This is a genomic window from Natroniella acetigena (genome assembly GCF_023227745.1).
Lineage (GTDB): Bacteria > Bacillota > Halanaerobiia > Halobacteroidales > Halobacteroidaceae > Natroniella > Natroniella acetigena.
In genome coordinates this window covers 1-24,955 of record NZ_JALKBX010000036.1, presented here as the reverse complement: position 1 = coordinate 24,955, position 24,955 = coordinate 1, and the positions used below count along the sequence as shown (strand labels likewise).

Annotated in this window: 24 protein-coding genes and 1 pseudogene; 18 read left to right on the top strand and 7 right to left on the bottom strand. The window is 34.2% G+C overall.

What is annotated here, in order from left to right; genetic code table 11:
- The first annotated feature begins 298 nt into the window (after window positions 1–298).
- The 5 genes from MWH25_RS08655 (at window position 299) to MWH25_RS08635 (ending at window position 3,055) form a co-directional block, all read left to right on the top strand.
- On the top strand, window positions 299–571 hold the full coding sequence (locus MWH25_RS08655; RefSeq protein WP_248627253.1) for a YqhV family protein: 273 nt from the start codon (window positions 299–301) through the stop codon (window positions 569–571).
- 23 nt (window positions 572–594) lie between these two features.
- Window positions 595–1,437 (top strand): phosphosulfolactate synthase, encoded by an 843-nt coding sequence (gene comA, locus MWH25_RS08650; protein WP_248627252.1) that lies wholly within the window; start codon window positions 595–597, stop codon window positions 1,435–1,437.
- A gap of 43 nt (window positions 1,438–1,480) precedes the next feature.
- Window positions 1,481–2,182, top strand: coding sequence for a 2-phosphosulfolactate phosphatase (locus tag MWH25_RS08645; RefSeq protein WP_248627251.1), 702 nt, complete (start codon window positions 1,481–1,483; stop codon window positions 2,180–2,182).
- Between the two features lie 248 nt (window positions 2,183–2,430).
- Entirely contained in the window at window positions 2,431–2,898 is a 468-nt protein-coding gene (locus MWH25_RS08640; RefSeq protein ID WP_248627250.1) for a DUF441 domain-containing protein, read from the top strand.
- A 10-nt stretch (window positions 2,899–2,908) separates the two neighbouring features.
- Window positions 2,909–3,055, top strand: coding sequence for a hypothetical protein (locus MWH25_RS08635; protein ID WP_248627249.1), 147 nt, complete (start codon window positions 2,909–2,911; stop codon window positions 3,053–3,055).
- Here the strand turns inward: MWH25_RS08635 and MWH25_RS08630 are convergent.
- From MWH25_RS08630 to MWH25_RS08620, 3 genes are read right to left on the bottom strand one after another with little or no spacing between them, the layout of a single operon-like run.
- Window positions 3,052–4,308: an MFS transporter gene (locus MWH25_RS08630; protein WP_248627248.1), complete on the bottom strand. Its 1,257-nt coding sequence runs from the start codon at window positions 4,306–4,308 to the stop codon at window positions 3,052–3,054. The genes MWH25_RS08635 and MWH25_RS08630 overlap by 4 nt on opposite strands.
- Window positions 4,309–4,357: 49 nt before the next feature.
- A complete protein-coding gene (locus MWH25_RS08625; RefSeq protein WP_248627247.1) occupies window positions 4,358–4,660 on the bottom strand; it encodes a ferredoxin family protein in 303 nt (100 codons plus the stop codon).
- The gene (locus MWH25_RS08620; protein WP_248627254.1) at window positions 4,660–5,970 is read right to left on the bottom strand and encodes an FAD-dependent oxidoreductase; all 1,311 of its coding nucleotides are present in this window, start codon (window positions 5,968–5,970) and stop codon (window positions 4,660–4,662) included. Before MWH25_RS08620 ends, MWH25_RS08625 begins: the two co-directional genes overlap by 1 nt.
- Window positions 5,971–6,282: 312 nt before the next feature.
- On the opposite strand from MWH25_RS08620, the gene MWH25_RS08615 reads away from it, so the two are divergent.
- Entirely contained in the window at window positions 6,283–8,652 is a 2,370-nt protein-coding gene (locus MWH25_RS08615; protein WP_248627246.1) for a Lon protease family protein, read from the top strand.
- Between the two features lie 39 nt (window positions 8,653–8,691).
- Here MWH25_RS08615 and MWH25_RS08610 read toward each other — a convergent pair whose 3' ends face one another.
- Together MWH25_RS08610 and MWH25_RS08605 are read right to left on the bottom strand one after the other, a co-directional pair.
- A complete protein-coding gene (locus MWH25_RS08610; RefSeq protein ID WP_248627245.1) occupies window positions 8,692–9,120 on the bottom strand; it encodes a threonine/serine exporter family protein in 429 nt (142 codons plus the stop codon).
- Complete coding sequence (locus tag MWH25_RS08605; protein WP_248627244.1) at window positions 9,120–9,875, bottom strand: threonine/serine exporter family protein; 756 nt, start codon at window positions 9,873–9,875, stop codon at window positions 9,120–9,122. Before MWH25_RS08605 ends, MWH25_RS08610 begins: the two co-directional genes overlap by 1 nt.
- A 308-nt stretch (window positions 9,876–10,183) precedes the next feature.
- Between MWH25_RS08605 and MWH25_RS08600 the strand changes: the two genes are divergently transcribed.
- The gene (locus MWH25_RS08600; RefSeq protein WP_248627243.1) at window positions 10,184–10,504 is read left to right on the top strand and encodes a hypothetical protein; all 321 of its coding nucleotides are present in this window, start codon (window positions 10,184–10,186) and stop codon (window positions 10,502–10,504) included.
- A 21-nt stretch (window positions 10,505–10,525) separates the two neighbouring features.
- Here MWH25_RS08600 and MWH25_RS08595 read toward each other — a convergent pair.
- Window positions 10,526–10,891 (bottom strand): annotated as a pseudogene (locus tag MWH25_RS08595) (DUF815 domain-containing protein); the annotation flags it as partial.
- Between the two features lie 564 nt (window positions 10,892–11,455).
- On the opposite strand from MWH25_RS08595, the gene MWH25_RS08590 reads away from it, so the two are divergent.
- Window positions 11,456–11,728: a LysM peptidoglycan-binding domain-containing protein gene (locus MWH25_RS08590; RefSeq protein WP_248627242.1), complete on the top strand. Its 273-nt coding sequence runs from the start codon at window positions 11,456–11,458 to the stop codon at window positions 11,726–11,728.
- A 135-nt stretch (window positions 11,729–11,863) separates the two neighbouring features.
- On the opposite strand, the gene MWH25_RS08585 is transcribed toward MWH25_RS08590, so the two are convergent.
- Window positions 11,864–12,310, bottom strand: coding sequence for a hypothetical protein (locus tag MWH25_RS08585; RefSeq protein ID WP_248627241.1), 447 nt, complete (start codon window positions 12,308–12,310; stop codon window positions 11,864–11,866).
- Between the two features lie 168 nt (window positions 12,311–12,478).
- Here MWH25_RS08585 and MWH25_RS08580 point away from each other — a divergent pair, with 168 nt between their 5' ends.
- From MWH25_RS08580 to MWH25_RS08535, 10 genes are all read left to right on the top strand, one after another.
- Window positions 12,479–13,606: an amidase domain-containing protein gene (locus MWH25_RS08580; RefSeq protein WP_428832812.1), complete on the top strand. Its 1,128-nt coding sequence runs from the start codon at window positions 12,479–12,481 to the stop codon at window positions 13,604–13,606.
- Window positions 13,607–14,314: 708 nt separating this feature from the next.
- Window positions 14,315–14,545 carry a hypothetical protein gene (locus tag MWH25_RS08575; protein WP_248627239.1) on the top strand — a complete coding sequence of 77 codons (231 nt, stop codon included), beginning with the start codon at window positions 14,315–14,317 and terminating at the stop codon, window positions 14,543–14,545.
- A gap of 714 nt (window positions 14,546–15,259) precedes the next feature.
- Entirely contained in the window at window positions 15,260–16,600 is a 1,341-nt protein-coding gene (gene miaB, locus MWH25_RS08570; protein WP_248627238.1) for a tRNA (N6-isopentenyl adenosine(37)-C2)-methylthiotransferase MiaB, read from the top strand.
- A 37-nt stretch (window positions 16,601–16,637) separates the two neighbouring features.
- On the top strand, window positions 16,638–16,985 hold the full coding sequence (locus MWH25_RS08565) for a YlbF/YmcA family competence regulator (protein ID WP_248627237.1): 348 nt from the start codon (window positions 16,638–16,640) through the stop codon (window positions 16,983–16,985).
- Window positions 16,986–17,022: 37 nt separating this feature from the next.
- The gene (locus tag MWH25_RS08560; RefSeq protein WP_248627236.1) at window positions 17,023–17,385 is read left to right on the top strand and encodes a YlbF/YmcA family competence regulator; all 363 of its coding nucleotides are present in this window, start codon (window positions 17,023–17,025) and stop codon (window positions 17,383–17,385) included.
- A 468-nt stretch (window positions 17,386–17,853) separates the two neighbouring features.
- Window positions 17,854–18,624: an epoxyqueuosine reductase gene (locus MWH25_RS08555; protein ID WP_248627235.1), complete on the top strand. Its 771-nt coding sequence runs from the start codon at window positions 17,854–17,856 to the stop codon at window positions 18,622–18,624.
- 193 nt (window positions 18,625–18,817) lie between these two features.
- The gene (gene mutS, locus MWH25_RS08550) at window positions 18,818–21,508 is read left to right on the top strand and encodes a DNA mismatch repair protein MutS (protein WP_248627234.1); all 2,691 of its coding nucleotides are present in this window, start codon (window positions 18,818–18,820) and stop codon (window positions 21,506–21,508) included.
- A gap of 5 nt (window positions 21,509–21,513) precedes the next feature.
- Window positions 21,514–23,370, top strand: a complete 1,857-nt coding sequence (gene mutL, locus MWH25_RS08545) for a DNA mismatch repair endonuclease MutL (RefSeq protein WP_248627233.1) — start codon at window positions 21,514–21,516, stop codon at window positions 23,368–23,370.
- A gap of 183 nt (window positions 23,371–23,553) precedes the next feature.
- Window positions 23,554–24,492, top strand: coding sequence for a tRNA (adenosine(37)-N6)-dimethylallyltransferase MiaA (gene miaA, locus MWH25_RS08540; RefSeq protein WP_248627232.1), 939 nt, complete (start codon window positions 23,554–23,556; stop codon window positions 24,490–24,492).
- A gap of 49 nt (window positions 24,493–24,541) precedes the next feature.
- Entirely contained in the window at window positions 24,542–24,835 is a 294-nt protein-coding gene (locus MWH25_RS08535) for a hypothetical protein (protein ID WP_248627231.1), read from the top strand.
- The last annotated feature ends 120 nt before the right edge of the window (window positions 24,836–24,955 follow it).

Sequence of the window (24,955 nt, the reverse complement as noted above, 5' to 3'; positions counted from 1 at the left end):
GTCAAAATAAATTATACCAAAAAACAAGGTGAAGTACAAGTTAACAATTTCCTATTATTAACATAACACAACAGCTTAAGTTTAAGGTTGAGTTTAAGGCTAAGTCAACCGTTAAAAGCATAAGGGCTTAGGTCTTACTTAAACTTAGACTTAACCTTAAACTTAATATCAATAATGATTTGATTTTTACTTGAAGTTAGATTTAAAATTAATAATAAATATTAAATTTAATCATTTTTTTTATTGTTATTGAGTATAGATATATTGAATTAGAAAAATTATTCTGGGGGCTAAAGGTGTGTTTATTGTACAAGATAGAATTGTGTTAGGCATGGCATTAATTAGAATTATGTCAGGAATTATTGAACTTTCAGCTGCTATGTTAATGTTAAGGTTTAATTCAAGAGTAGTAGCTTTTAAAATTAATTCTTTTTTAGCTTTAGTAGGGCCAACAGTAATGATTTTAGTAACCAGTTTAGGACTGATAGGATTAGCGAGCAAATTTTCTGTATTACAGATGGCTGTAATTGTTTTAGGTGTACTTTTGATTTTTGTAGGAATGAAATTATAAAAAAGGTATAATGGGGTGATGTGGTGAAGAAAAATGGATGGGGACTTGACTTTGAATTTCCATTACTTGGGCGAGAAGAGAAGCCGCGTAGAAATGGTTTGACGATGGTCTTGGATAAAGGATTGGGATTGAATGAGATGAAGGATTTACTAGATTTAAACGCAGAATATATTGATTTTTTGAAATTAAGTTTTGGAACATCAGCTTTATATCCTCAGCAAATATTACAAGAAAAAATTAAATTAATTAAATCTTATGGGATCGATATTTATCCAGGGGGTACCTTTTTTGAAGCAGCAATTATTCAAAATAAGAAAGATGAGTATCTTAAGCAGGCAAAGAAATTAGGATTTACAGCAATTGAAATCTCTGATGGAACGATTGATCTGTCTGCTAATCTAAGATCAAATCTAATTCATCAAGCTAATAAATTAGGATTTAAAGTACTAACTGAGATTGGTAAGAAGGATAAGCGAGAAAAGTTTAAAATAAATAAAATGGTCAAACAATTAAAGAGAGATTTAGCCGATGGAGCTTATAAAGTAATTGTTGAAGCTCGTGAGTCGGGAACTGGAGTTTCAATCTATGATGAAGAAGGAGAAGCTGATGAATTTAAGTTAAAAAAGTTATTATTAGAAGTTCCTAAACCAACAGATATTATTTGGGAAGCCCCCTTAAAAAAACAACAAGTATTTTTTATCAATCTACTTGGTAATAATGTTAATCTAGGAAATATTAAGAGTGACGAGATATTAGCTTTAGAATCTTTAAGAACTGGTTTGCGAGGAGATACTCTTAAGACAGTAATTAATAAATCGCAACCATCATTAAAAAAGGAACAAGGGTTTATAGAGATTGATTTTTAATATAATAAAACTAATAACGCTAATTTAGGAGGAGTAATTGATTATGAAGATTGATCTAGTTTTTTCAGCAAATGAAATAAAAAAAGAAGAGGTAAAGGATAAGACTGTGGTTGTAATTGATACCTTACGAGCTACTAGTACGATTATAACAGCCTTAGCACGAGGATGTAGAAAGGTGATTCCAGTAGCTGAGATTGAAGAAGCTAAGAAGTTAAGCAGAAAATTCAAAAGAGAGTGTTTATTAGCTGGTGAGCGACAAGGGGTTAAAGTAGAAGGATTTGATTTGGGAAATTCTCCATGTGACTATACAACAGAAAGAGTTGCAGATAAGGTAATTATTTTGACAACAACTAATGGCACAAAGTGTTTTGAACCTTTAGTTGAAACTGAAGAAATATTAGTAGCATCACTCTTAAATATAGAACAGGTCAGTGCTGATTTAAAATCTAAAAAGGAAGTTATCTTCTGCTGTGCTGGAGTTGCTGGTCAGTTTGCTCTAGATGATTTTATTACTGCTGGTAAGGTCTTATCAGAATTGGTTATGGAGGTTGAAGTTACTCTTAGTGATCGGGCATTAGTTGCTTATCAGACTTATTTACAGAATAAAAATAATCTAGCAGCTATTTTAAAACGCTCACAAAGTGGAAGGAATTTAATAAGCATTGGCAAGGAAGATGATATTGATTATATAGTTAGAGAACAAGAGAGTTATCTACCTTATTATAAAGATGGAGAAATTAAATAGATTAAAAATGCGTCAGGGCCAACCTGGCGTTTAATATTGTGGCACTAAGAGTGCCACAATATAGTTTACGGTTGATAGTGAACAGTTTACAGTTAAAATACAAAAGCTTAAAATTCAATGCCAATGAAAAACTTTGTATTTAAGATATTAAGTTAATTATAATTACAGGTTTAGAATGATTTTGGTTTTAGATTTAAAAGTTTTTAACTGTCAACCGTCAACTGTACACTGATAGTTGTAGTGAGGAGTTGAATAAAGCAGTGATAGGTAGTTATATTTTTCTATTTATTATTTTTGCGGTAGGTTTGTTAGGTCGTTCTTTTGTATTGGTTATTGCTAGTTTGGTGTTAGGGGGACTAAAATTAAGTGGACTAAATGGAGTCTTATCGCTAATAGAGAATAGAGGAATTAAACTAGGCTTATTATTTTTATTGTTGTCTGTATTGGCTCCGATAGTAAATGGAGAAATATCACTTGCTGATATGGTTAGAAGTTATAAATCAGTTTTAGGTGTATTAGCTTTAATCAGTGGAATTTTGGCTACTAAGGTAAATGGAATGGGGCTGAACTTATTAGATAGTAGTCCTGAATTGATTGTTGGAATAGTCTTAGGTTCAATTATTGGGATTATCTTTTTGGATGGAATTCCTGTCGGCCCGTTGACTGCTGGAGGGTTAATGGCGTTATTTTATCAAGTGTATTTATTATTAAGTTAGGAGGGATTGGATGTTGTGGTTGTGGGGAGGAATTATCGTGATCTTGATTGGGTTATACATAAGTCATCCAAAAGCGAAAGATGAGAGTAAAAAAAAGGATAATTATGGGTATTATTCAAAGAAGCATTCTAGAAAACAGGGGAAAAAGGAAGATTAATTATCTTCCTCTTGACTTTGCTCATTTTGTTGTTGATTACCTTGCTGCATATCATCAGGTAATAATACATTTTCATCAACAAATAAATAGGTTAAAATTGAGACAATGAGACTGATTACTGCAGCTGTAATGAACATAACTGTAGTACTTATTTCATTTAATAAACTAAAAGCTGGAGGGCCAAAAGCAACTCCTAAGAACCTAGAACTTCCATAAATAGAAGTGATTCCTCCGCGTTGTTCTTTAGAAGCTGTACTGGTCACTAAAGTATTCAAGGCTGGTAAGACCAATCCATTACCAATACCTAACAGTGCAAGCAAAGCTACAAATAAGACTATTCCATCTAGAAACGGTAAAGTCGCTAAAGCTATTGTATCAATAAGCAACCCTAGTGCCATTGTTTGTTTGAAATATTTCCCTTTATTTTTAAGGTATAGTCCAGATAGATAAGCAGTAGTGGACATAAATAGGATTGGTAATGATATCAATAATCCCTTCTTTAAGCCAGTAATATTGTATTTAGTTTCAAATAAGTCAGAGATAAAGGATAAAACCCCAAATAGGACAAATAAGATTGTAATTCCAGCTAGGAGACTGAAAAATAGTGGCTTTCCCTTTTCTGAAAAGATATCTTTTATTTTGCTCAAATAGTTCTTTATACTATCTTCTTGTTCTTCTCTATCGGGTTCTTGAACTATGAAAAAAACAGCAAATACGATAGGAATTGTTAATATAGTATAAGAGAAAAAGAGGGCATGCCAGACAATTAGAGCAATTGCTGCTCCTAAGATGGGACTGAGAACCTTTCCTAGCCCATTAGCAGCTTCGATAATTCCTAAAGCTTCACTACGTTCGGTTGACTGAAAGATATCTCCTACTAAAGCAATCACAATGGGATATGTTCCTGCTGCTCCAATTCCTTGGACGACTCGACCAACTAAAATAATATAATACCCATCTTCTTTTAGGAAAGCAGCAGCTAAACCAGAAATTAACCCTCCTAGACCATAGGTGATTAAAGATGGGATTAATATCTTTTTTCTTCCATACTTATCAGATAAGTACCCCAAGACTGGAATTGAGATTCCGGCTGAAGCAGAAAAAAGAGTGATCATTAGACCTACTTGAAATTGATTAATATTCAAAGCTGAGCTTATTTTAGGAAATTCTGGGATGAGCATTGAATTTCCTAATACCATTAAAAATGGTATTGTAGCAAAGACACCAACCATTAATTTATATTTGCGTTCCATTTATTTCAGCTCCTTGTATTTTGAATAGATAAGTCAGATTTATTTGATTTTATTGACCATTAGGCTGATAAATAACTCCATAACTACCTCTAGGGAAGTTCCAGTCAATATTGTTGAGAGGACAACCAAAAGGACAAGCTAGACATTCAATGCATCTACTATAATCAACTCTTATTTTATTACTTTGCTCATCCCAGGAAAATACACGGGTAGGACAGTAGTAGGTACATGGTTTATTTTCACATTGATTTAAACACTTTTTTTGATCTTTAATGTTAATATGAGATTGATCATCAACTTTAATTGTGACGTATTCAAGAGGTGACTGATTATTTTTTAAGAAATTTGGCATTAAAAAACACTCCAATCTTGCAAAGCATAATAAAGATCTTTAACTGTTTTTTTAACAGGTTGCATATCTAAAATCTCCTTTCGGATCTTTTTCATTTTTTCTGAACTCGATTTCGAGCCAACTTTAAAGAATTTATATGCTGCATCATTTGCTGCTTTGGTCAGTAAATAATCAGTATCGGGATGTTCTTTTTGATATTTATGACCACCTTTACCTTTTTTGATATTTTTCATAAAGAAACTATTCATGACCTTTTTTTCATAGCCTTTTAATATTCTAGAAGTATGATCTTCAGCTGCTCTGGCTTGAGCTATTATATCAGCTGCATATAATCCAGTCAGCATTGCTAAATCGGTTCCCCTTCGTCCACTGATCATTACTGCAGCATCACCAGCAACTAAAATTCCATCATCATAAAGCTGAGGTAGGCTTTCATAACCTCCTTTTGGAATAATTCTAGATTTATAGGCAACTGTTTCTGCTCCTTTTATTAATCTACTTACTAGTGGATGGGCTTTAAAGCGACTGATCATCTGATAGGGATTGACTCCTTTTTTGATGATTTGATTTAAGTATCCTCCAACAATTAAAGAGATTGATTCTTTGTTAGTCCATAATCCCCCTTTACCAGCAACTCCAGAGGTAGGGTAACCGATCATCCCTACATTTGTTCCTTCGTCTGGTTCAAGATTGAATCGTGCTTCGATCTTTTCAGCTGGAAGGGCCAACTCCTCTTTAGCATATAAAAACATACTAGACTTCTCTATCTCCCCTCTTAATCCAGCTTTTTCAGTTAAATTGGCACTAGCACCTTCAGCTAGTAGGACTACATCTGCATGAATAACTTCTCCTGAGTCTAATTTAACTCCCGCTACTTTTTTACTTAATAATCCAGTTTTTTCGTAAACCAAATCTGTAACTAGAGTACTTGTCATTAGGTGAGCACCTTCGTTGACTGCTTGTTGAGCAAACCAAGGATCAAACTTTGATCTTAAAGCAGAAAATTTATTGTAAGGGGATCTTTTATATTTTAAACCTGTAAAGCCTACTTTGACTGCTGAATCACGATCTAATAGCCAAAATTCATCTGTGACAAGAGGTCTTTCCAAAGGAGCATCTTTCCAAAATTCAGGAATGACCCGAGAAGTTGGTTCAACATAGATACTTCCTCCGAACATAGTTTTAGTTCCCGGTCTTTCTCCTCGTTCTATTAAGGCAACAGAGAGATCATTTTGAGCCAGTCTAATTGCTGCTGCTGAACCAGCAGGACCTGCTCCAACAATTATTGCATTATAACGATCAGTTTCCATTTTTTTCACCTCACTAAAGCTAAGCTAATCTTATTATTGTCATTTCAAGCTTTTTTTATGTTATAGCTACTCAAATATTCACCTTGTTTTTATATAAATCATGTGCGTCAATTTAATATCAATAGTAATCAGGAATTAGCAATTAGCAAGTTCAAAACTATTTAATAGAAGAAATTTTAAAGAACTTGCTCTTATGTTTTTACAGACACTGACAATATTTCTTAAGCTAACACGTATGAGATCCGAATATAGAAATAAAATTATCACAACTTAGTTTTATTAAATATAATGTAGTAAAAAGGAGGAAGCTAGATGAGTGAAAATAGAGTTTCTAAAGAAAAATTAAGAAGAGAGTGTTCATTAGAGCAATTTGAGTTTGAAACTACTCAAGAACTTGAACCTTCTTGCGAAATAATTGTTCAGCAACGGGCATTAGAAACAATTGAATTTGGTCTGAATGTTGAGCAGAATGATTATAATATTTTTGTAGTTACTTCTCAAGGGCAGGAAAAACTTGATTTTATTATTGAGAAGATTAAAGAAGAAGCTAAACAAGAAGGTGAACCTGATGATTGGTGTTATTTATATAATTTTGAAGAGCAACAACAGCCAATCGCTTGTAATTTAGCAGCAGGTTTAGGTCGGGAATTTAAAAGAGAATTAAAAATAGCTATTAATAATATAGAACAAGCAATTAGTGAGAATTTATTTAATGAAGAATTTATTAAAAGCAAAAGCAAATTAGAGAATGAGTATCAACAAGAAATTGGACGATTATTGGCCCGATTAGAGTCAGAAGCGGAAGAATTAGGTTTTATTTTAGAAAAGGAGAAGTCAGGTTTTGCAATTATTCCTTTGTTAGAAGATGGAAGTCCAATGGAGGAGGAAAAATATCATAATTTATCTCCTCTAGAGAAAGAAATGGTCGATCGGAAAGTGAAAATTATGCAAGAAAAAATAAATGAAGGGTTACAAGAACTAACAAGGCTAGCCGAAAAATATGACCAAAAAATAAAAGAGTTAGATAGAGAAATTATTCGTCAGAGTATTAGTTCTTTTTTACAGCCATTACTAAAGAAATATGACCAGTATGATAAATTAATTTATTATTTAAAAAATATGAGAGAGGATATTATCGACAGCTTAGAACAGATTAAAGAAGAAAATGAAGAGCAGATTAAGTTATTCAAAGGGTCTCAACAAGAAAGCTGGAGTACTAATGTTAAATATGGAGTTAATTTATTGGTGGATAATAGTGAGACTGGAGGAAAACCAGTAATTTTTGAAGAAGAACCGACCTATTATAATTTGTTAGGAAAGATAGAGTATGAAACTAAAGGTAATAGCCTAGTAACTCATTTTAAAAAGATTAAGGCCGGAAGTTTATATCGAGCCAATGGAGGATATTTAATTCTTGAAGCTGAGGAAGTATTGGCTAATTTTAAATCATGGAAATTGATTAAACAGGTACTTAAAACTGGCAAACTAAAAATGAGAAATTTAGGTGAAGAATATGATAAAGTACCATTGGCAAGCTTAGAACCAGAAGAGATTCCAGTTGATATTAAAATTATTTTAATAGGTAATCATAACCTTTATCATTTATTGTACAACTACGATAATAACTTTAGTCAACTATTTAAAATAAAGGCAATTTTAGAATCAGAGGTAGATTGGACTCTGGAGAATAATTATAAATTAGCTAGATATATTAGTTATCAATGTCAAGAAAATTGTTTGCGTCCCCTCAATCGAGCTGCAGTAGAAAAGGTGATTGAATATGCTGGCCAGTTAACGGGAAACCAAAAGAAATTAGCAACCAATTTTGAAATGATATCTTCTTTATTATATGAGGCAGATGCATGGGCCAATCTTGAAGATGAAAAATTAATTACTAAAGAAGAGATTGATCGAACACTGATGCAACAAAAATATCGAGTTAATCAGCAGCAAGAACGAATAGAAGAAATGTATCACAATGAGAAAATTTTATTACAAACAAAAGGAGTTGAAGTTGGACAGATTAATGGATTATCTATTATAGATTTAGGAGATTATTCATTTGGTAAGCCAATGAAAATTACTGCAGCTGTATATCAAGGAAATAAAGGTATTACCAATATTGAAAGAGAGAGTAAACTAAGCGGTAAGATACATAATAAAGGACTGATGATCTTAATTGCTTATTTAGGAGAGAAATATGCTCAAAAAAGTCCATTATCATTAGCAGCAAGCTTATGTTTTGAACAATTATACTCTGGAGTTGATGGAGATAGTGCTTCTAGTGCAGAATTATATGCTTTATTATCTGCATTATCAGAAGTACCTATTAGACAGAGCTTAGCTGTAACAGGCTCAATTAATCAAAAAGGAATGATTCAGCCAGTTGGCGGTATTACTAAAAAAATCGAAGGCTTTTTTAGAATTTGTAAATTGAAGGGCTTGACAGGGGAGCAAGGAGTTTTAATTCCTACTCAAAACATTGAAAATTTAATGTTAGCTAATGAAGTGGTTGAGGCGGTAGAAAACGAGCAATTTCATGTTTATAATATCTCTAATGTAGAGGAAGGGCTAGAAATTTTAACTGGAGTTGAAGCAGGTAGCAAGAATGAAGCAGGGGAATATCCTGAGGGTACAATCAACTATTTAGTACAGACTAAGCTAGATGTTTGGACCAACTAAAGTAATTAAACTAAGTTTGTTTTGACTCTAATTTCTGTTCTATTTCTTTTTCTTATAGTATCTAGCTGCTGTTCCAGTAATTGCAATAGCAAATGAAATAGCTCCTGCAATTAATAAAGTATCAATTCCAGCTTCTAGACCTTCAAGATAATCTCCTCTAAGGATAAAAAACATAGTGTTATAGGCAGGGATACCTGGAACCAATGGTAGAATACCAGAAATTATGAATACTGTAGCAGGCAACTTGATCCATCTGGCAAAAAGTTCACTACAGACTCCTATAATTAGTGAAGCAATGAAGACAGAAGTGACAGTATTGTCAATTAAGTTTTGACCAATAAGGAACCCACCCCAACTAATACTGCCAGTAACTCCTAATAGGTAAAGACTTCTCTTTGGTGCTTGGAATATAATTCCAAAACCTAACACCATTATAAAAGCTGCGATTAAATTTAAAATAACTGTCATTAAATAAACACTCCTAATGAGATTGCTACTCCAATAGCAAGACTGATAGCAATTAAGATAGTTGCTACTCCTCTACTAGTAGCTGAAATTAGATCTCCGTTGATAGCATCACGAATTGAGTTAGTAATGGAAACACCAGGAACAAAGGGTAAAATACCGCTGATTACCATGACATTAAGTGTATCACCTATTTTAAAATGATACAGTAGCGAAGAGACAAATCCAGCAATCAATCCAGCAATAATTTCAGGGATAAAATTAATGCTTCCCAAAAAACCTATTTTTTTAATTGTAAATTGTGAGCTTAGACTGACTAAAAAAGCAGGAATCAGATTGATATAATTAGCTTCTACTAAGATTACAAATGCTGCCGCTCCTAGAGAGCCAAGTAATGTAGTTAAGATTAAATTATATTCATCTTCTCTATAATTAATCTGATTTAATTTTTTAATAGCTATTTGATAGTCTAATGGTTCAGTTTGCAATTGTCGAGAAAAGTTATTGATTTTACTGATTTTAGTCAGATTGTGGGTTCGATTAGTCACTCTTTTTACGATTGTTTTAGAGTTGTTCTTACCATTATCAATTGAGATAAAAATACCAGTAGGAGTGACTAAACTATCGACAGATTTCATTCCGTATGCTTTGCAGATTAGGGTAATTGTTTCTTCAGCACGATAAGTTTCTGCTCCATTGCTTAAGATGATATTACCTGCATAGGCTGCAATATTTAATATTTCTTCTACAGTAGGCATTTTAGACACTCCTTTAAATTTCTCATGTAATTGTATCATAAAATAGATCTTTTTAAAAGTCATTATAAACGGTTATTTAGAACGATTGGTTCAATAAGCAACTTATATCAAGGTTTTAAATAAAAAAACATTTAGCAAAATAAGTGTGTAGTTCAAAACTTAGTAATAAAGAATTATTTTTAGTTAACTTTAATTTTAACTGAAAAGTTTAGTGGTTTTTAGAAAAACTTTGCTTAATCTTTAAAAAAACATCACATTTTTATTGTATTATTAAACTTAAAGATTTAATTTTAAGATTGGAGGGAAATATGTTTAAAAATAAGTTTTCTTTAATGGTAATGATAGTTGTAATTATTGGATTTATTTCTGTAGGTTATACTGGAGTTTATTGGTATTTAGAATCAGCTATAGAAGAAGAGTCACTTGAGGTAAAAATAATAGAAGATTCTCCTGGAGAAGAAGTACCAGAAGCACAAACTGAAGATGTACTGGAGAATCCACCGACAGAAGAAGCACCATTAGAAACAGAAATAATGGAAAATCCACCGGTGGAAGAAGTGCCTTCTGAAGAGGAAATAAAAGAAGGTGAGCCTCAGGCTGAAGTAGAAATATCAACTGAAGAAGAGTGAGAGGTGGATTAGAGCTAACTTTTATTTAGTTTTTTCTAAGAGATGATTAATAAATTGTTGGGCTGTTCTACCAGAGTGTCCGTGTTGCTGTATTTCCCATTGAATTGGTTTTCTTTCTAATTTTTCTTGTTTTGCATCTGAAGGGTGGATTTCTCCTGAATCACTTTAGTTATGGTTGCTCCATTTCTCTTTGATTAAATTTCTGCGATTTGATGTAGCATAAAAGAGAAGGTTGTCAGGTTTTACTTCTAAGCTACCTTCAATAATAGCTTTTAAGCGTAAGCTCTGTTTGGCGTATTTGTTAAGTAATGCTTTGATAGTAGATGATTTTCCTGTTCCACTTGCACCTACTAATAAAGCGTTATTTGCTTGTTGGTCCGCTAAGAAACTTTCAGTATTTTAGACTAACCGTTCTTTTTGTTTTTGATAATCGATTAGAATGGATTTGATAATAAAGGCTTTCTACTATTCTTCTTTTTTGTGGTGTGACATCAGATTGTTAATTAGCTCATTTAAGTTATTGATTAGTGCAACTTCTAAAAGGTTGCGATAAAGAACTGAATTGATATTAAGCGTCACTTTTGTGACGCTAGCTATGAGTCGTGAGCTTTTTTGAGCCATGAGCCAAAACCAAACCCTTTAAAACTAAAATCTAAAATCATATCATCCCTTAATACTGTAGGCTTAAACCTTGTTTTGAATTTGACTTTATTATTTTGATCTTAGCTCACGACACACGACTCATGACTCACAGCTTTGTGGCACTTTTAGTGCCACAATATTGTAATTAAGTTTAAGAAGTCTGTAGTAAGTAGTGGGTAATTAAAGAACTTTTAGAACTTAATTTCAGCCTTAGACTATGCTCGGAGGTCATTTTATTCTCTTGTTGATTAACATAATATTCTTTTTTTGAATATAATATGGTAAGATTATCAAGAAAGGAGTGAGTTGATGGGAGATTATCTTAGACCGCCAAGGCGTCGACGTAGAAGACGTAGACGTAGAAGACGTAGACCTAGACCACCAAGGTATTATAACAGTGGGAGTTCAGTTGATCCACCTTGTCCACCAGGAAGTAGAGCATATAGGGTTCAGCCAGGAGACACCTTATATTTGATAGCAAGAAGACTTAATACTACAGTTGATAGATTAAGAATGCTTAATCCAGGTGTAGATCCAACAAATTTAGGAGTTGGAGATATAATTTGTGTCCCTGAAGTTTAAAGAGATAAATTTAGTTGGTTTAATAATTAATATAATATTGAGTATTATGTATTCTAGCAAAAATAATTTCTTATACTGAATATAAATTATAGTCCGAAGTTATATAACTTCGGACTATAATTTAGAAAAGAGTATTTAATATCCGTAACTAAATCTATTATTAAATTCTTCTATAGTAAAATTTTCATTATTATAACAGAGCTTATTGAGTTCTGTTATAATATAACGAGTCTCCTGTGTAATATGTTCTCTAGCTGTAGTTGCTAACCAACCATTGCCATCCCAGATTATTTCTCCACCAGCATTAATATAATCCATTAGGTTTTCATCAGTAATTAACTTATTGACCTTATAATAAACGTCGATTCTTTCTAGCTCTGACCAATCAAATTCAAAGTTATGTTTCTCTGCTAAGTCCATTAATTGTTCAATGGCTATATCCCTAATTGCATTTATGATAAAGCCATATTCATCGTTCTTTTTTAGTTCTTCAGTTGTTAGGTCATATTTTTTAGCTAATTTTTCTAAATCTAAGAAAGGATTTTGTTTCAAGTCCTCAATTAACTTGTCTATTTTTGGCATTAGTAACCTCCTTTTTATCTGTATTAATATTATAATTAAATAAAATTATGCTAATTCCTGTTCAATATTTCATAAAATGATAAGAAAAAGTAGTTTGAGTAGCATGACTCAGTGAATAGTTATTAGATTTAATACATATAATAATATGAATATATTTTGGAGGGGAATATAGTTATTATAATTAAATTGAAAAAAAGTATAGTGATATTTCTGGCGGTGGGTTTTTTAATAGGTTCTGGATTAGGGGTTTATTTTTGGAATTCAGCTAAGGAAGGTTCTATTGCAGTAATGGATGAAAGTTCAAATGATATGTTAGTTTTAAAGGTTCAAGAAATGTTCGATGATCGCAATAGTGCTTTATTAGGAGAAGATCGCTCTCTGTTAAAGAGCTTATATGATGGAGAAATTAGATATAGTTTATGGGCTTATGAACATGAACTCAAAAAAATGAGATATTTACATAAATGGTCGGATAAACAAGGGGTTGATTTTACAGGGATTAATTCCGAAATTGTTGTCAGGCGTGCTAGTAAGAAAGATGATGGATATTCATTAAATTTATTGGTTTCTACAGAATATAAATATGTTTATCAGGATTTATTGTCAACTCCTAATTCTTTCAGAATTGGAACGTATCATTCACTTGATCTGATGCCTCGGGACGAGAGATGGGTTATTACAAGGGAATGGTATAAAGATCCTTTCGCAGATTCTTTAGAGTTAGATCAGGTTAAAAATCAGGAGATTAAAGATCTGATTCTTGCAGGTGAACCGAAAGATTTATCAGAGCTTAATCAAAGGAGAAGGGAAGCAGTAGACTATGTAGAGCGATATTCAGGTGCTGCTAGCTTACCTGAATATGAATTTCAGTATAATCCTGAATATAGAAATTATAATCCCTTAGGGGGAGATTGTGCCAATTTTGCTTCTCAAATGTTACATGAAGGTGGAGGCTTTCCTAAGGATGGTACTTGGAGGTATGAACGTGGAGCAGGAAGTAGGGCGTGGGTCAATGCTCATGCTTTCAACCAGTATATGATTTATAGTGGGAGAGCAAGTAGAATTGCTCGTGGTGGTTATGAACAGGTATTGGAAGCTTCTTATAAATTATTACCAGGGGATTATATTGCTTATGAAAAAGGGGGAACGGTGGATCATATATCAGTTGTAACGGGAATGGATTCTAAAGGATATGCTTTGGTTAATTCTCATAATGTAGATCGCCATAGGGTTCCTTGGGATCTGGGCTGGAGTGATCAAAGTATAAAGTTTTGGTTGGTTCGTGTCCATTATTAATTATTGAAAAACCTCAATTGCAATAATAAATTGAAGATAGTAATTATTTTCAACTGCCATTAGGCAGTTTTTATTTTTGTTTAGGGAATTATGTTTTTTAAAGTTTTTTTAAGAGGTTTATTTAATCTTGAACTAAGCCTTAGATTATTACTAAAGGTGATTTTATACTTAGAATATAGTTTAATTTAAGTAAAATTTTAACATTTAGACTTAGATTGAATATAATATAGTAAATTTGTGTTAGAAAGGAGGAAGATCAATGGGAGCACCTGAAGCTTCTGGTAATCCTAGACGAAGAAGACGTAGGTTTGGCTCAGAGTTTGTTGTGTTTTTAGTTTTAATTTTATTAGTATTAGGATTTTCTTATTGATTTTAACAGTTTTATAACCAATTTAATATATTGTGAAAAGAAAGGGGGGAGTATAATGTCTGAATCGTTAGAGTTTTTCCGTGGTAAGCATGGACATGGAGTATTTGTTATCTTCTTAATTTTGATTTTGTTGGTTTTAGGAGTTAGCTACTATTAATAAAAAAGGGATTAAGTCTTTTAAAAGACTTAATCCTTTTTTTGATCTATTACTTCGGTAAATTAAAGTTACTCTTTAGTAGTCGATAAAGAAAAAAATATTTTTGTACTATCTAGTTTATCAGAAAATATATTTCACTAATTTTTTTAGAGGTCATATACTATAATAGGAGGTAGTAAGAATGGAGTTTTTAGATCAGATTTTTAAAATCAGTTTATTTCGAAAAGTTTTGAACAAGGAGAAATTAACAGCTAAAGAATTTTCAACCTTGATTTTGATCTTGTATGAAAAAGATATTGCTTTTGAGCTTACTTTTACTCCTAAAACTACTACAGACTTTCCGACTTTTGAATTGAATCTTATTTTTTCTCCTAATTTAGAATTAACTTTTAAAGTTATAATTTGTGAATAATAATAAATTGATTTTATGGACATGCTGTTTAAGATGGCTGATTGTGAGCATATAAATAATTGTACATTTTTTATGATAAGATGAAAGAAAAAGCAGGATTGGCAGGTCTATATAAAATGTGATATGCTAAAAATAGTTAAGGTAAATCTTCTTACAGGCAAAGCTTGACGTGATAAATCTACAACTGAATATATAGGGATTCATGGTTTTAAAATTCAAAAACCAATCATGTAAAAAGTACCGCAACAGGAATTAAAGAGATAACCAAGCTCCTCTGTTGCGAATTTATTACGAAGTGTCTGTTAAGACACGTAGGTAAAATATTCAATTTATCAGAAAACCTTAATCGCCAGTACCGGCGTACAGGATTCTAAGCCTCTGGAAGCTCTTTTGCCACGACTAGTCTTTGATTAGGAGAGAAACTGTAAGATCTCATTTCTTACTTAATACTTGATATTAAGCAGAAATAGGCTCGTTTCTAGGAATGAGGAATCCACTCAAGCTTGCGTGTGACTTGTTGCAATTTGAAAAGAATTGCCTAGCTATATGCTAGAAGGATAGATAGGTTATAATTAATTATACAGTTTTTTCTCGGACATGATATAATAAAAGAGGTAATTTAGTCTCCTTCTTTATAGTTATTCCTTTTAAATATACATTTTTGTGTTATAATAGTTGTTGAACTTAAAAATGAAACTGAGGAGGAGTACATAAATGATAGAGAATAAAGAGAAAGAACAAAAACTCATGCATCTGATTACCTACGGTTGCCAAATGAATGAACATGATTCAGAAAAGCTGGCAGGAGTATTAGAAGATGAGGGGTATCAACCAACCGAAGAATTAGAAGATGCTGATATAATTATTTTAAATACATGCTGTGTACGAGAAAATGCTGAATTAAAGGTTTATGGTAAGGTGGGCCAACTTAAAAGTCTAAAAAGAGAGAACCCAGACTTAATTATAGGTATCTGTGGCTGTATGATGCAACAAGAGGAGGTAGTTCAGGAGATTAAGGAGAAGTATCGCCATGTTGATATTGTCTTTGGAACTCATAATATTCACCAATTCCCTGAATTATTGAAGGTGGCTAAGGAGGATAAGAATCCTTTAGTTAAGGTCTGGGAAGAATCTAAAGAGTTGATTCCAGAGATGCCGGTGCAAAGAAAGGATGATCATAAAGCTTTTGTTACGATTATTTATGGGTGTGATAATTTCTGTACATATTGTATTGTACCTCATGTTAGGGGCAGGGAGAAGAGTCGCCCGGTCGAAAATATAGTTAATGAGATTAAAGATTTGGTAGCAGATGGGGTCAAGGAAGTGACCTTACTCGGTCAGAATGTAAATTCTTATGGGAAAGATTTTGAAGAAAAAATTGATTTTGCTGATTTATTGATTGAGGTTGATCAAGTTGAAGATTTGGCAAGGATTCGTTATATGACCTCTCATCCGAGGGATTTTAGTGATAAATTAGTTGAAACTATCAGTCAATTGGACAAGGTATGTAATCATTTTCATCTGCCAGTTCAAGCAGGAAGTAATAAAATTCTTAAAAAGATGAATAGAAATTACACAACAGAGGAATATTTAAGATTGATAGAAAATATTAGAATAAATAATCCTGATGCTGCGATAACAACAGATGTTATTGTAGGTTTTCCAGGGGAGAGTGAAGAAGATTTTGAGAAGACTCTTGATTTATTTAAAAAGGTAAAATTTGATATGGCGTATAGCTTTCTTTATTCTAAGAGAACAGGTACTCCAGCTGCAGAATATGAAGGGCAGGTTTCTGATGAGGTTAAAAAGGAGAGGTTACAGCGCTTAATGGAGATCCAAAGTGATATCAGCTTAGAGAAGAATAAGCCTTTAGAGGGTAGAGTTGTTGAAGTATTAGTAGAAGGAGAGAGTAAAAAAGATCCTAATAAATTAACCGGAAGAACACGGTCAAATAAAATAGTTATCTTTGAATCAGACCGTGATTTGACAGGGGAGCTAATTAATGTTAAAATAAACAGAGTACAGAGTTGGACATTATTTGGTGATTTGGTTTAGTGGAAGTCTTTTAAATTTTAAGGGGGATTTTAATTTTATGTCAATTAGAGAGAAAGCTGAAGAATTAGGAGAAGTAATTGTAGAATCTAGTGAGTATGATGATTTAAAAGCTGCTGAAGAAGAGATGCAAGCTGATGAAGCTGCTCAAGAAATTTTACAAGAATTTCAATCTAAGCAAAAGACAGCACAAATGGCCCAAATGAACGGTCAAGGAGTAACTGAAGATATGCAACAAGAAATTCAAGGGTTACAAGCTAAAATGCAGCAGAATGAAAAGATTAAAGGATATATGGAAGCACAGCAGGAATTTAATGGAGTAATGGAGCAAGTTAACGAAGTTATTTCTAATGCTATTCAAGGTCAACAACAACCACAACAAGGTTAAGATAAATTGAATTTAAGTGCTAAGGGGGATTTTTATTATGTCTATTATGGAAAAAGCCCAAGAATTGGGCGATGCTATTGTAGAGTCACAAGAGTTTTCTGAGATGAAAACTGCAGAAGAAGCTATGGAAGCTGATGAAGCTGCTCAAGAAATCTTACAAGAATTTCAAACTAAACAACGTAAAGCTCAAATGGCCCAACGTAATGGTCAGCAGATTTCAGATGAGTTGAAAAAGGAGTTACAAGGAATTCAAGCTAAGATGCAACAGAATGAACATGTTAAAGAATACATGGAAGCACAACAGAAGTTTGGTAAAGTAATGCAGACGGTTAATCAAGTGATCAGTGCTGCTATTCAAGGTGAAGAGTGCGGTCCAGATTGTGAAGCAGGTTGTTGCTAATTGAAAAAAACCTCTAAGTCAGCTGACTTAGAGGTTTTTTGTATTAGATATAGAAGAAAGATGTAATTGTAATAATGTGTCAGTATCCGTAATCCGTGTCAGTAAAATCGTTAAAAACATAAAATCAAATAACGACCGCCATATGTTTTAACATATGGCGGTCGTTTAAATAAAATTAATTTATTAGGAGTAAGAGCCACAGGTTTCAACCACCCCAAGAGTATTTCTTCGTTCAGCAGAAGCACTTAACTCAGGGCGCTGTAGCTTGGATGTAAAAATAAAAATTGTTTTTTAATTGAAATGTAGAGACACGTTAAAACGTACCTCGATTATCACGAATGAAAAGTTACACATTATATCAATTAAGTTTATAATTGATCCGAGCTATTTTAAATTTTATCTAAATTGTGGTATAATGATTATTTGAATTAAGTTAGTCAATCAGAATGTAATATTTTTTAAAAGTTGGTGAGAAAAGTGGAAAAAGAAGGAATAATTCAATTGATTAAAGGTATAGTAACTGATAGTAAGACGAAGATAAAAACAGAGTATAGAGAGCCGATAGTTGGTTTTGCTGATGCTAAGGATAAAAGATTTGAGCAGTTAAAAGAGATAGTTGCTCTAGAGCATAAGTTGCCAACTGATATTTTGCCGGCAGCTGAAACGGTGATTTCTTTCTTTATACCTTTTGCTAGGGAGGTAGTTAAGAGTAATCGACAGCAAGCTAATTATACTGTACAGCAGTGGGCAGTGGCTTATCAAGAGACTAATCAATTAATTGATCAGATCTGCCGAGAGTTATCTTCTTTTTTGGCTGAAGAAGGGATTAAATCGGCTTGGGAGTTACCTACATATAACTTTGATCAAGAAAGATTGATCAGTTTTTGGTCACAGCGGAGTGCAGCCAAGATAAGTGGCTTAGGTGAATTTGGTTTAAATCGAATGTTGATTACTGAGCAAGGTAGTGCTGGTCGCTATGGTAGTATTGTAATTGATAAGGCTTTAACTCCATCAAGTGATTTTAAAGGTCAACCTTGTCTATACTATCAGGATGGTAGTTGTCAGGTCTGTATTAAAAACTGTCCTATAGGAGCTTTGACTGAAGAGGGGTTTGATAGGCAGCTTTGCTATCAAAGATGTTTGGAAAATGCTCAATTGATGAATGATAAAGGCTTGGAAGGTTTATTTGATGTCTGTGGGAAGTGTCAAGTTGGCCCGTGTGCGGTTGTTAATGATTAGTAACTAGTTACTAGTGATTAGTGATTAGTGATTAGAAAGTGAAGCTTAATTACAATTATGTGTCAGTGTGTGTAATCCGTGTTAGTAAAAAATTAAACTTCAAAACCCTATGTCAGGGGTTAAAGGGTTTGATTTTGACAGACTACAGACACAGACACTGACACATTATATCAATAAACTAGGAGGTGGGAGTATGGCTAAATTGACTCCAATGATGCAGCAGTATTATTCAATTAAAGATGAGTACCAGGATGCAATTTTATTCTTTAGACTAGGTGATTTTTATGAGATGTTTAATGATGATGCCAAGGTTGCAGCTCGGGAGTTAGAGTTGACTTTAACTGCTCGTAATAAAGGAAAAGGAGATAAGATTCCAATGGCAGGGGTACCTTGCCATTCTGCTGAATCTTATATTGCTCAATTGATAGATAAAGGTTATCGAGTAGCTATCTGTGAGCAGGTAGAAGATCTAAGTGAGACGAGTGGTTTAGTCAAGCGGGAAGTTGTGCGAGTGATTACTCCAGGGACTGTGGTCAATAATAATATGTTAGAGGATAAAGATAATAATTATTTGGTCTCGGTTGTAAGTGGAGCTGAGGGGTATGGCTTCTCTGTAGTGGATGTTTCAACTGGGGAGTTTGTTGTGACTCAACTAGATGGGGTTGGCCCGCAGGAGAAGGTGATCGATGAATTATCACGGATCAATCCAGCGGAAGTCTTGCTCGATCAGGGAGTAGAGAAGAATCAACAGATTATGGAGTTTATGGCAGCTCAAATCGATCCAATCAAGACCAAGATAGCTGATAGTTTTAGCTATGATCGAGCCTATGAATTATTGACCGACCATTTCGAAACTATTTCTTTAGATGGATTTGGTTGTGAAGATCTTCCTTTAGCAATTAAGGCAGCAGGGGCAGTTTTGAACTTTTTAATAGAGACTCAAAAAAGGAGTTTGAAGCATCTTAATCGGTTAGCTACCTATTCTACAACTGATTATATGGTCTTAGATGCTAATACAAGAAGAAATTTGGAATTAGTGGAGACGATGCGAGATAAGAGTCGGAAAGGAAGTCTGCTCTGGGTATTAGATCAAACGGTGACAGCGATGGGGGGCAGGACCTTACGGCGCTGGATTGAACAGCCGTTATTGGAAGTAGAGGAGATCAACCAACGTCTAGATGCAGTAGAAGAGATTGCAGGTAATATCTTTTTAAAAGAGGAATTAAAGGAGTTATTAGATCAAGTCTATGATATTGAACGTCTGATTGGCAAGGTGGTTTATGGTTCTGCTAATGCTCGCGATCTGATCGCTTTAAGAAATTCACTAGCTGTAATTCCAGATCTCAAGGAGTTGTTAGCTCAATTTAGTAGTACTAAGTTGGTTCTTTTAGAGGATAATTTGGATCGATTAGAAGATGTGACTGTGTTGATTTCTTCTGCGATTAAGGAAGAACCTCCGACGACTATAACTGAAGGTGAAATTATTAAACATGGTTATGACGAGGAGCTTGATCAGTTGTTAGAGGCGATGACCAATGGTAAGGATTGGATTGTCAGCTTACAGGAACAGGAACGGGAAAGAACGGGGATTAGTTCCTTAAAGGTTGGTCATAATAAGGTACACGGTTATTATATCGAGGTGACTAAAGCCAATCTTGATGCTGTTCCTGATGATTATGTACGGAAACAGACATTAAGTAATAGTGAACGATATATTACTCCTGAGTTAAAGGAGAAGGAGTCAGTTATTTTAGGTGCTGAAGAGAAGAGTAAGGAGTTAGAATATAAGTTATTTGTTGCAGTTAGAGATGAGGTAAGTGAGCAGACAGAACGAATTCAACAGTCTGCTAATATATTAGCCCAACTGGATGCTTTAGTTTCTTTAGCGGAGGTAGCTTTAAATAATGATTATGCCAAGCCGACTGTGACGACCAGTGAAGAGATTGAGGTTGCTAAAGGGCGCCATCCAGTTGTAGAACAGATGATGGATGAAGAGGTCTTTGTTCCTAATGATACATATTTGGATGGAGGAGAGGAGCGCTTCTCAATTATTACCGGGCCAAATATGTCAGGGAAGTCGACTTATATGCGTCAAGTGGCATTAATCAGTCTGTTGGCCCAGATTGGTAGCTTTGTTCCCGCTAAGAAAGCGAAGATTGGGATTGTCGACCGGATCTTTACTCGGGTAGGAGCATCAGATGATTTGACGACAGGGCAGAGTACCTTTATGGTTGAAATGAATGAGGTAGCTAATATTTTAAATAATGCTACTACCCAAAGTTTGATCATTTTAGATGAGGTTGGACGTGGGACGAGTACGTATGATGGCTTGAGTATTGCTTGGGCAGTGATTGAGTATATCAGTAATCTGGACAAGATTGGGGCCAAGAGTTTATTTGCTACTCATTATCATGAGTTGACAGAGCTTGAAGATAAATTACCAGGAGTTAAAAATTATAATGTAGCAGTCCAAGAAGAGGGAGAAGAAGTTGTCTTTTTACGTAAGATCATACCTGGCGGTGCTGACCAAAGTTATGGGATTGAGGTTGCTAAACGAGCTGGGATTCCTAAGCAGGTGATTGAACGCTCGAAGGTAATCTTGGCCCAGTTAGAGGAAGATGAAGCAGAGACGATTGAACTGGCAACTGAAGGGCAAGAAGCAAGTTATCAACACCAAAAACCAAAAGAGCCAAAAGAAGAGGTTAAAGAGAAGGTAACTCAGATGCCACTATTCAGTCCAGCTAATGATCAATTGGTCAAAGAGTTGAGTCAGCTTGATATTATGTCGATGACTCCTCTAGAGGCAATGAATCAACTACATCAATTAAAACAGAAGGCTCAGGAAAAATTACAAGATCAATTTAACTCCGCTTATAGGGAGTGATTAATGTGGGTAAAATAGAGTTGCTAAGTGAAGAGGTAGCTAATAAGATTGCTGCTGGAGAAGTAATAGAACGACCAGCTTCTGTAGTTAAGGAATTGGTTGAAAATTCGATTGATGCAGGCAGTACTAGAATCAAGGTCAAGGTTGAAGATGGCGGAAAGAAATTAATCCAGGTACTTGATAATGGAGAAGGAATGGTAGCAGAGGATGCTAAGTTGGCTTTTGAACGCCATGCAACCAGTAAGGTTAAAGAAGCTAATGATCTCTTTGCCCTGCGGACATTGGGTTTTAGGGGTGAGGCATTATCGAGTATTGCTGCTGTTTCTCGATTGAAGCTAACGACTAAAAGAGAGGATAGTTTAAGTGGAATCAAATTACGATTGGTCGGAGGAGAAATTGAGAAGGAAGAAAGCTGTGGCTGCCAAGTAGGTACTAATATTCTTGTTAAGGATCTCTTTTTCAATACTCCAGTTCGCTATAAATACCTACGCCAGACCTCAACTGAGATTGGGCATATTAGTGATATTATAAATCGACTGAGCTTGGCCTATCCTGCCATTAGCTTTAGATTAGAGCATAATGGGCGTCAGATCTTAGAGACAACAGGTAATGGTAACTTATTAGATGTAATCTTTAATATTTATGGTCGAGAAGCTGCTAAGGATATGCTTGAGGTTGATTATCAACAGGATTATATGGAATTAACAGGTTTTATTGCTAAGCCGACAACTACTCGTTCTTCTCGTAAGCATCAGTCTTATTTTGTGAATGATCGGTTTATTAAGAGTGGATTGATGAGTAAAGCAGTTGAAGAAGCGTATCATACCTTATTGACTATTAATCGCCATCCAATTGTGGTCTTAAAATTAAAGTTGAATCCGATTTTAGTTGATGTCAATGTCCACCCGACCAAGCTGGAAGCCAAGTTCAGTCGGGGTAATATAGTTTATAAAGTGGTTAAGGAAGCTGTAACTAAAGCAATTAAGAATAGTGACTTGATTCCTAAAATAGAATTAGAAGAGAAAAGCAAGCAGAAAGATGAAGTAAAAAAAGGGTCCAAGAAGCAGGATTATCAGCAAAAGAATTTAAATCTAACTACAGGCTCTAAGCAAACAGAGAAGAAAAAGAAAAATGAGTCGAAAAGCAAACAAATGCCCAAGTATACCCAACAGACTAAGCAGGATAGCAAAGAGGTTAGGGCCAAAAAGATAGAGCGGTTGTTTGGTGGGGTTGAAGACTCTAAGGTAGATCAGGTTCAAGAAGAGAGTAGGCAATATAATGAAGAAGATTTAAGCTTGGTTCCAATCGGTCAGATCCATCAGAGTTATATTATTGCTCAAGGATTGGATGGGATGTATATTATCGATCAACATGCTGCTCATGAACGGGTTATTTATCAGCAGTTATTGCAGAAATATAAGGAAGAGCAGGTCAAAATTCAAGAGTTATTGCTTCCTCTGAAGCTGGACTTAACCCATCAAGAAGCCCAATTGTTAGCAGAAAAAGAGGAGCAGTTAGCTAACTGCGGGTTCTTGTTAGAAGAGTTTGGAGGTAATAGCTATCTCATTCAAGGGGTGCCGGTTCAATTATATAAATTGGATGATCAGGAATTGATTTTGGATACTATTTACAAACTAATAAAGGAGCTTGATTTTAAAGAGGAGCACCATTTTGCTAAAAAGGTATTGGTTATGATTTCCTGTAAAGCTGCAATTAAGGCCAAGACTAAGTTATCAGTTAAAGAGATGAGTAGTTTATTAGCTGATATTGAAGGGTATCAAGTTCAGACCTGTCCACATGGGAGACCGGTGATGATGCATTTATCCCGACGGGAGCTAGAAAAAAAATTCAAGAGAAGATAGATAAGAGCAATTAACATTTAATATTGAATAATGAATAGTGGAAGAGCAAAGTCAAGATCTTAAAACAAATGGACAATTGACGATATGCATTTAATTGGTAAATTATATAACTATCAATTTTTTAAGGTTTTAACTATTAAATATTAATTATTCACTATTCATTGCTTTTAAAGGGGGGATAGGATGAATGAACCACTAGTAGCATTAGTCGGGCCAACTGCAGTAGGAAAGACTAAACTTTCTTTGGCGTTGGCCCAGCAGTTAGAAGGAGAGATTATTTCAGCAGATTCGATGCAGATTTATCGAGGTATGGATATCGGTACAGCTAAAGTTGGCCCTGAAGAACAAGAGATAGTGCCTCATCATTTAATTGATATAGTTGATCCGGATCAGGAATTCAGTGTAGCTGATTTTCAAGAGCGGGTCGATCAGTTAATTCCAAAGATCTATCAACGGGGTAAACTGCCAATGTTAGTTGGTGGAACAGGATTGTATGTCAAGGCAGTGATAGAAGGATTTTTATTTCCAGAGATGGAGACTGATTGGGAATTGAGAGAACGATTAGAAAAGGAAGCAGAGAAAGAAGGAACTGAGCATGTTCATAATAAGTTAGCAGAAGTTGATCCTGCTTTGGCTGAGAAACTCCATCCTAATGATCTGCGACGGGTGATTAGAGGGATTGAGGTCTATCAGCAGACAGGACAGACGATTACATATTTTAAAGAAGAAGCGAAGAAGAGACCCCCCCGTTATCAAGCAGTTAAGGTGGGTTTAAGGCGGGAGCGGGAAAATTTATATCAACGGATTAATCAACGGGTTGATTTAATGATTAAAGAAGGATTAGTCGAGGAGGTTAGAGAATTATATCAGCAGGGGTATGATCGTGAGTTGGTCTCAATGCAAGGGTTAGGTTATAAAGAATTGATTGGTCATTTTGATGGTGAGTATGATTTGGAAGAGGCAATTCGGTTGATTAAACGAGATACTCGCCACTTTGCTAAGCGACAATTTACTTGGTTTAAAAGGGATGATAGTATCCATTGGTTTGATGTGGAAGAGTATCAGTTTGAGGATTTATTAATTGAAGTAAAAGGATTAATCAGGGAGCAACTTCAGTGGTAAGAGTTGAAGTCAAGTAATTAAATTTTAATAATAGGGGGCTAACTTCTGGATGAAATATAATAAAGAAGTCAGTAAGTTATTACTTAAGCTCAAGAATGAAGATCAAGGGATTAAATTATCAGGTGAAGGTGCTAAAAAAGCAAAGATTGACTGTTCATTCTGTAGTTGTCATAGTGGAGAGCATGATGAGTATATCTATTGTAAAATTGTTGATAATTATATTTGTGATGTCTGCTGCAGTTATGAGGTTTGCAATGATTATCAATTGGTTAATCAAGTCTTAGATAAAGAGGTATTTAATAAAAATAGTGAAGTGATTATGTTGTGTGAACATTGTTGTTAAAAGAATAGAAGTTGCTTGAAAAGAAAGGGATTAATTCCTTTCTTTTTTTGATGTGTGCCTTGTAGATGCAATAAACAATAGGTGGAAATCCTATCCATGCTGTTTTAGCCAGTACGGTGT

Excerpts from the sequence above, each read along its gene's own strand:
- MWH25_RS08605 (WP_248627244.1), bottom strand. The coding sequence starts at position 9,875 with ATGCCTACTGTAGAAGAAATATTAAATATTGCAGCCTATGCAGGTAAT.
- miaB (WP_248627238.1), top strand. The coding sequence starts at position 15,260 with ATGATAGAGAATAAAGAGAAAGAACAAAAACTCATGCATCTGATTACC.
- MWH25_RS08565 (WP_248627237.1), top strand. The coding sequence starts at position 16,638 with ATGTCAATTAGAGAGAAAGCTGAAGAATTAGGAGAAGTAATTGTAGAA.
- mutS (WP_248627234.1), top strand. The coding sequence starts at position 18,818 with ATGGCTAAATTGACTCCAATGATGCAGCAGTATTATTCAATTAAAGAT.
- MWH25_RS08600 (WP_248627243.1), top strand. The coding sequence starts at position 10,184 with ATGTTTAAAAATAAGTTTTCTTTAATGGTAATGATAGTTGTAATTATT.
- MWH25_RS08645 (WP_248627251.1), top strand. The coding sequence starts at position 1,481 with ATGAAGATTGATCTAGTTTTTTCAGCAAATGAAATAAAAAAAGAAGAG.
- MWH25_RS08625 (WP_248627247.1), bottom strand. The coding sequence starts at position 4,660 with ATGCCAAATTTCTTAAAAAATAATCAGTCACCTCTTGAATACGTCACA.
- miaA (WP_248627232.1), top strand. The coding sequence starts at position 23,554 with ATGAATGAACCACTAGTAGCATTAGTCGGGCCAACTGCAGTAGGAAAG.
- MWH25_RS08610 (WP_248627245.1), bottom strand. The coding sequence starts at position 9,120 with ATGACAGTTATTTTAAATTTAATCGCAGCTTTTATAATGGTGTTAGGT.
- MWH25_RS08575 (WP_248627239.1), top strand. The coding sequence starts at position 14,315 with ATGGAGTTTTTAGATCAGATTTTTAAAATCAGTTTATTTCGAAAAGTT.
- MWH25_RS08585 (WP_248627241.1), bottom strand. The coding sequence starts at position 12,310 with ATGCCAAAAATAGACAAGTTAATTGAGGACTTGAAACAAAATCCTTTC.
- MWH25_RS08560 (WP_248627236.1), top strand. The coding sequence starts at position 17,023 with ATGTCTATTATGGAAAAAGCCCAAGAATTGGGCGATGCTATTGTAGAG.
- MWH25_RS08590 (WP_248627242.1), top strand. The coding sequence starts at position 11,456 with ATGGGAGATTATCTTAGACCGCCAAGGCGTCGACGTAGAAGACGTAGA.
- MWH25_RS08620 (WP_248627254.1), bottom strand. The coding sequence starts at position 5,970 with ATGGAAACTGATCGTTATAATGCAATAATTGTTGGAGCAGGTCCTGCT.
- MWH25_RS08630 (WP_248627248.1), bottom strand. The coding sequence starts at position 4,308 with ATGGAACGCAAATATAAATTAATGGTTGGTGTCTTTGCTACAATACCA.
- MWH25_RS08535 (WP_248627231.1), top strand. The coding sequence starts at position 24,542 with ATGAAATATAATAAAGAAGTCAGTAAGTTATTACTTAAGCTCAAGAAT.
- MWH25_RS08615 (WP_248627246.1), top strand. The coding sequence starts at position 6,283 with ATGAGTGAAAATAGAGTTTCTAAAGAAAAATTAAGAAGAGAGTGTTCA.
- MWH25_RS08635 (WP_248627249.1), top strand. The coding sequence starts at position 2,909 with ATGTTGTGGTTGTGGGGAGGAATTATCGTGATCTTGATTGGGTTATAC.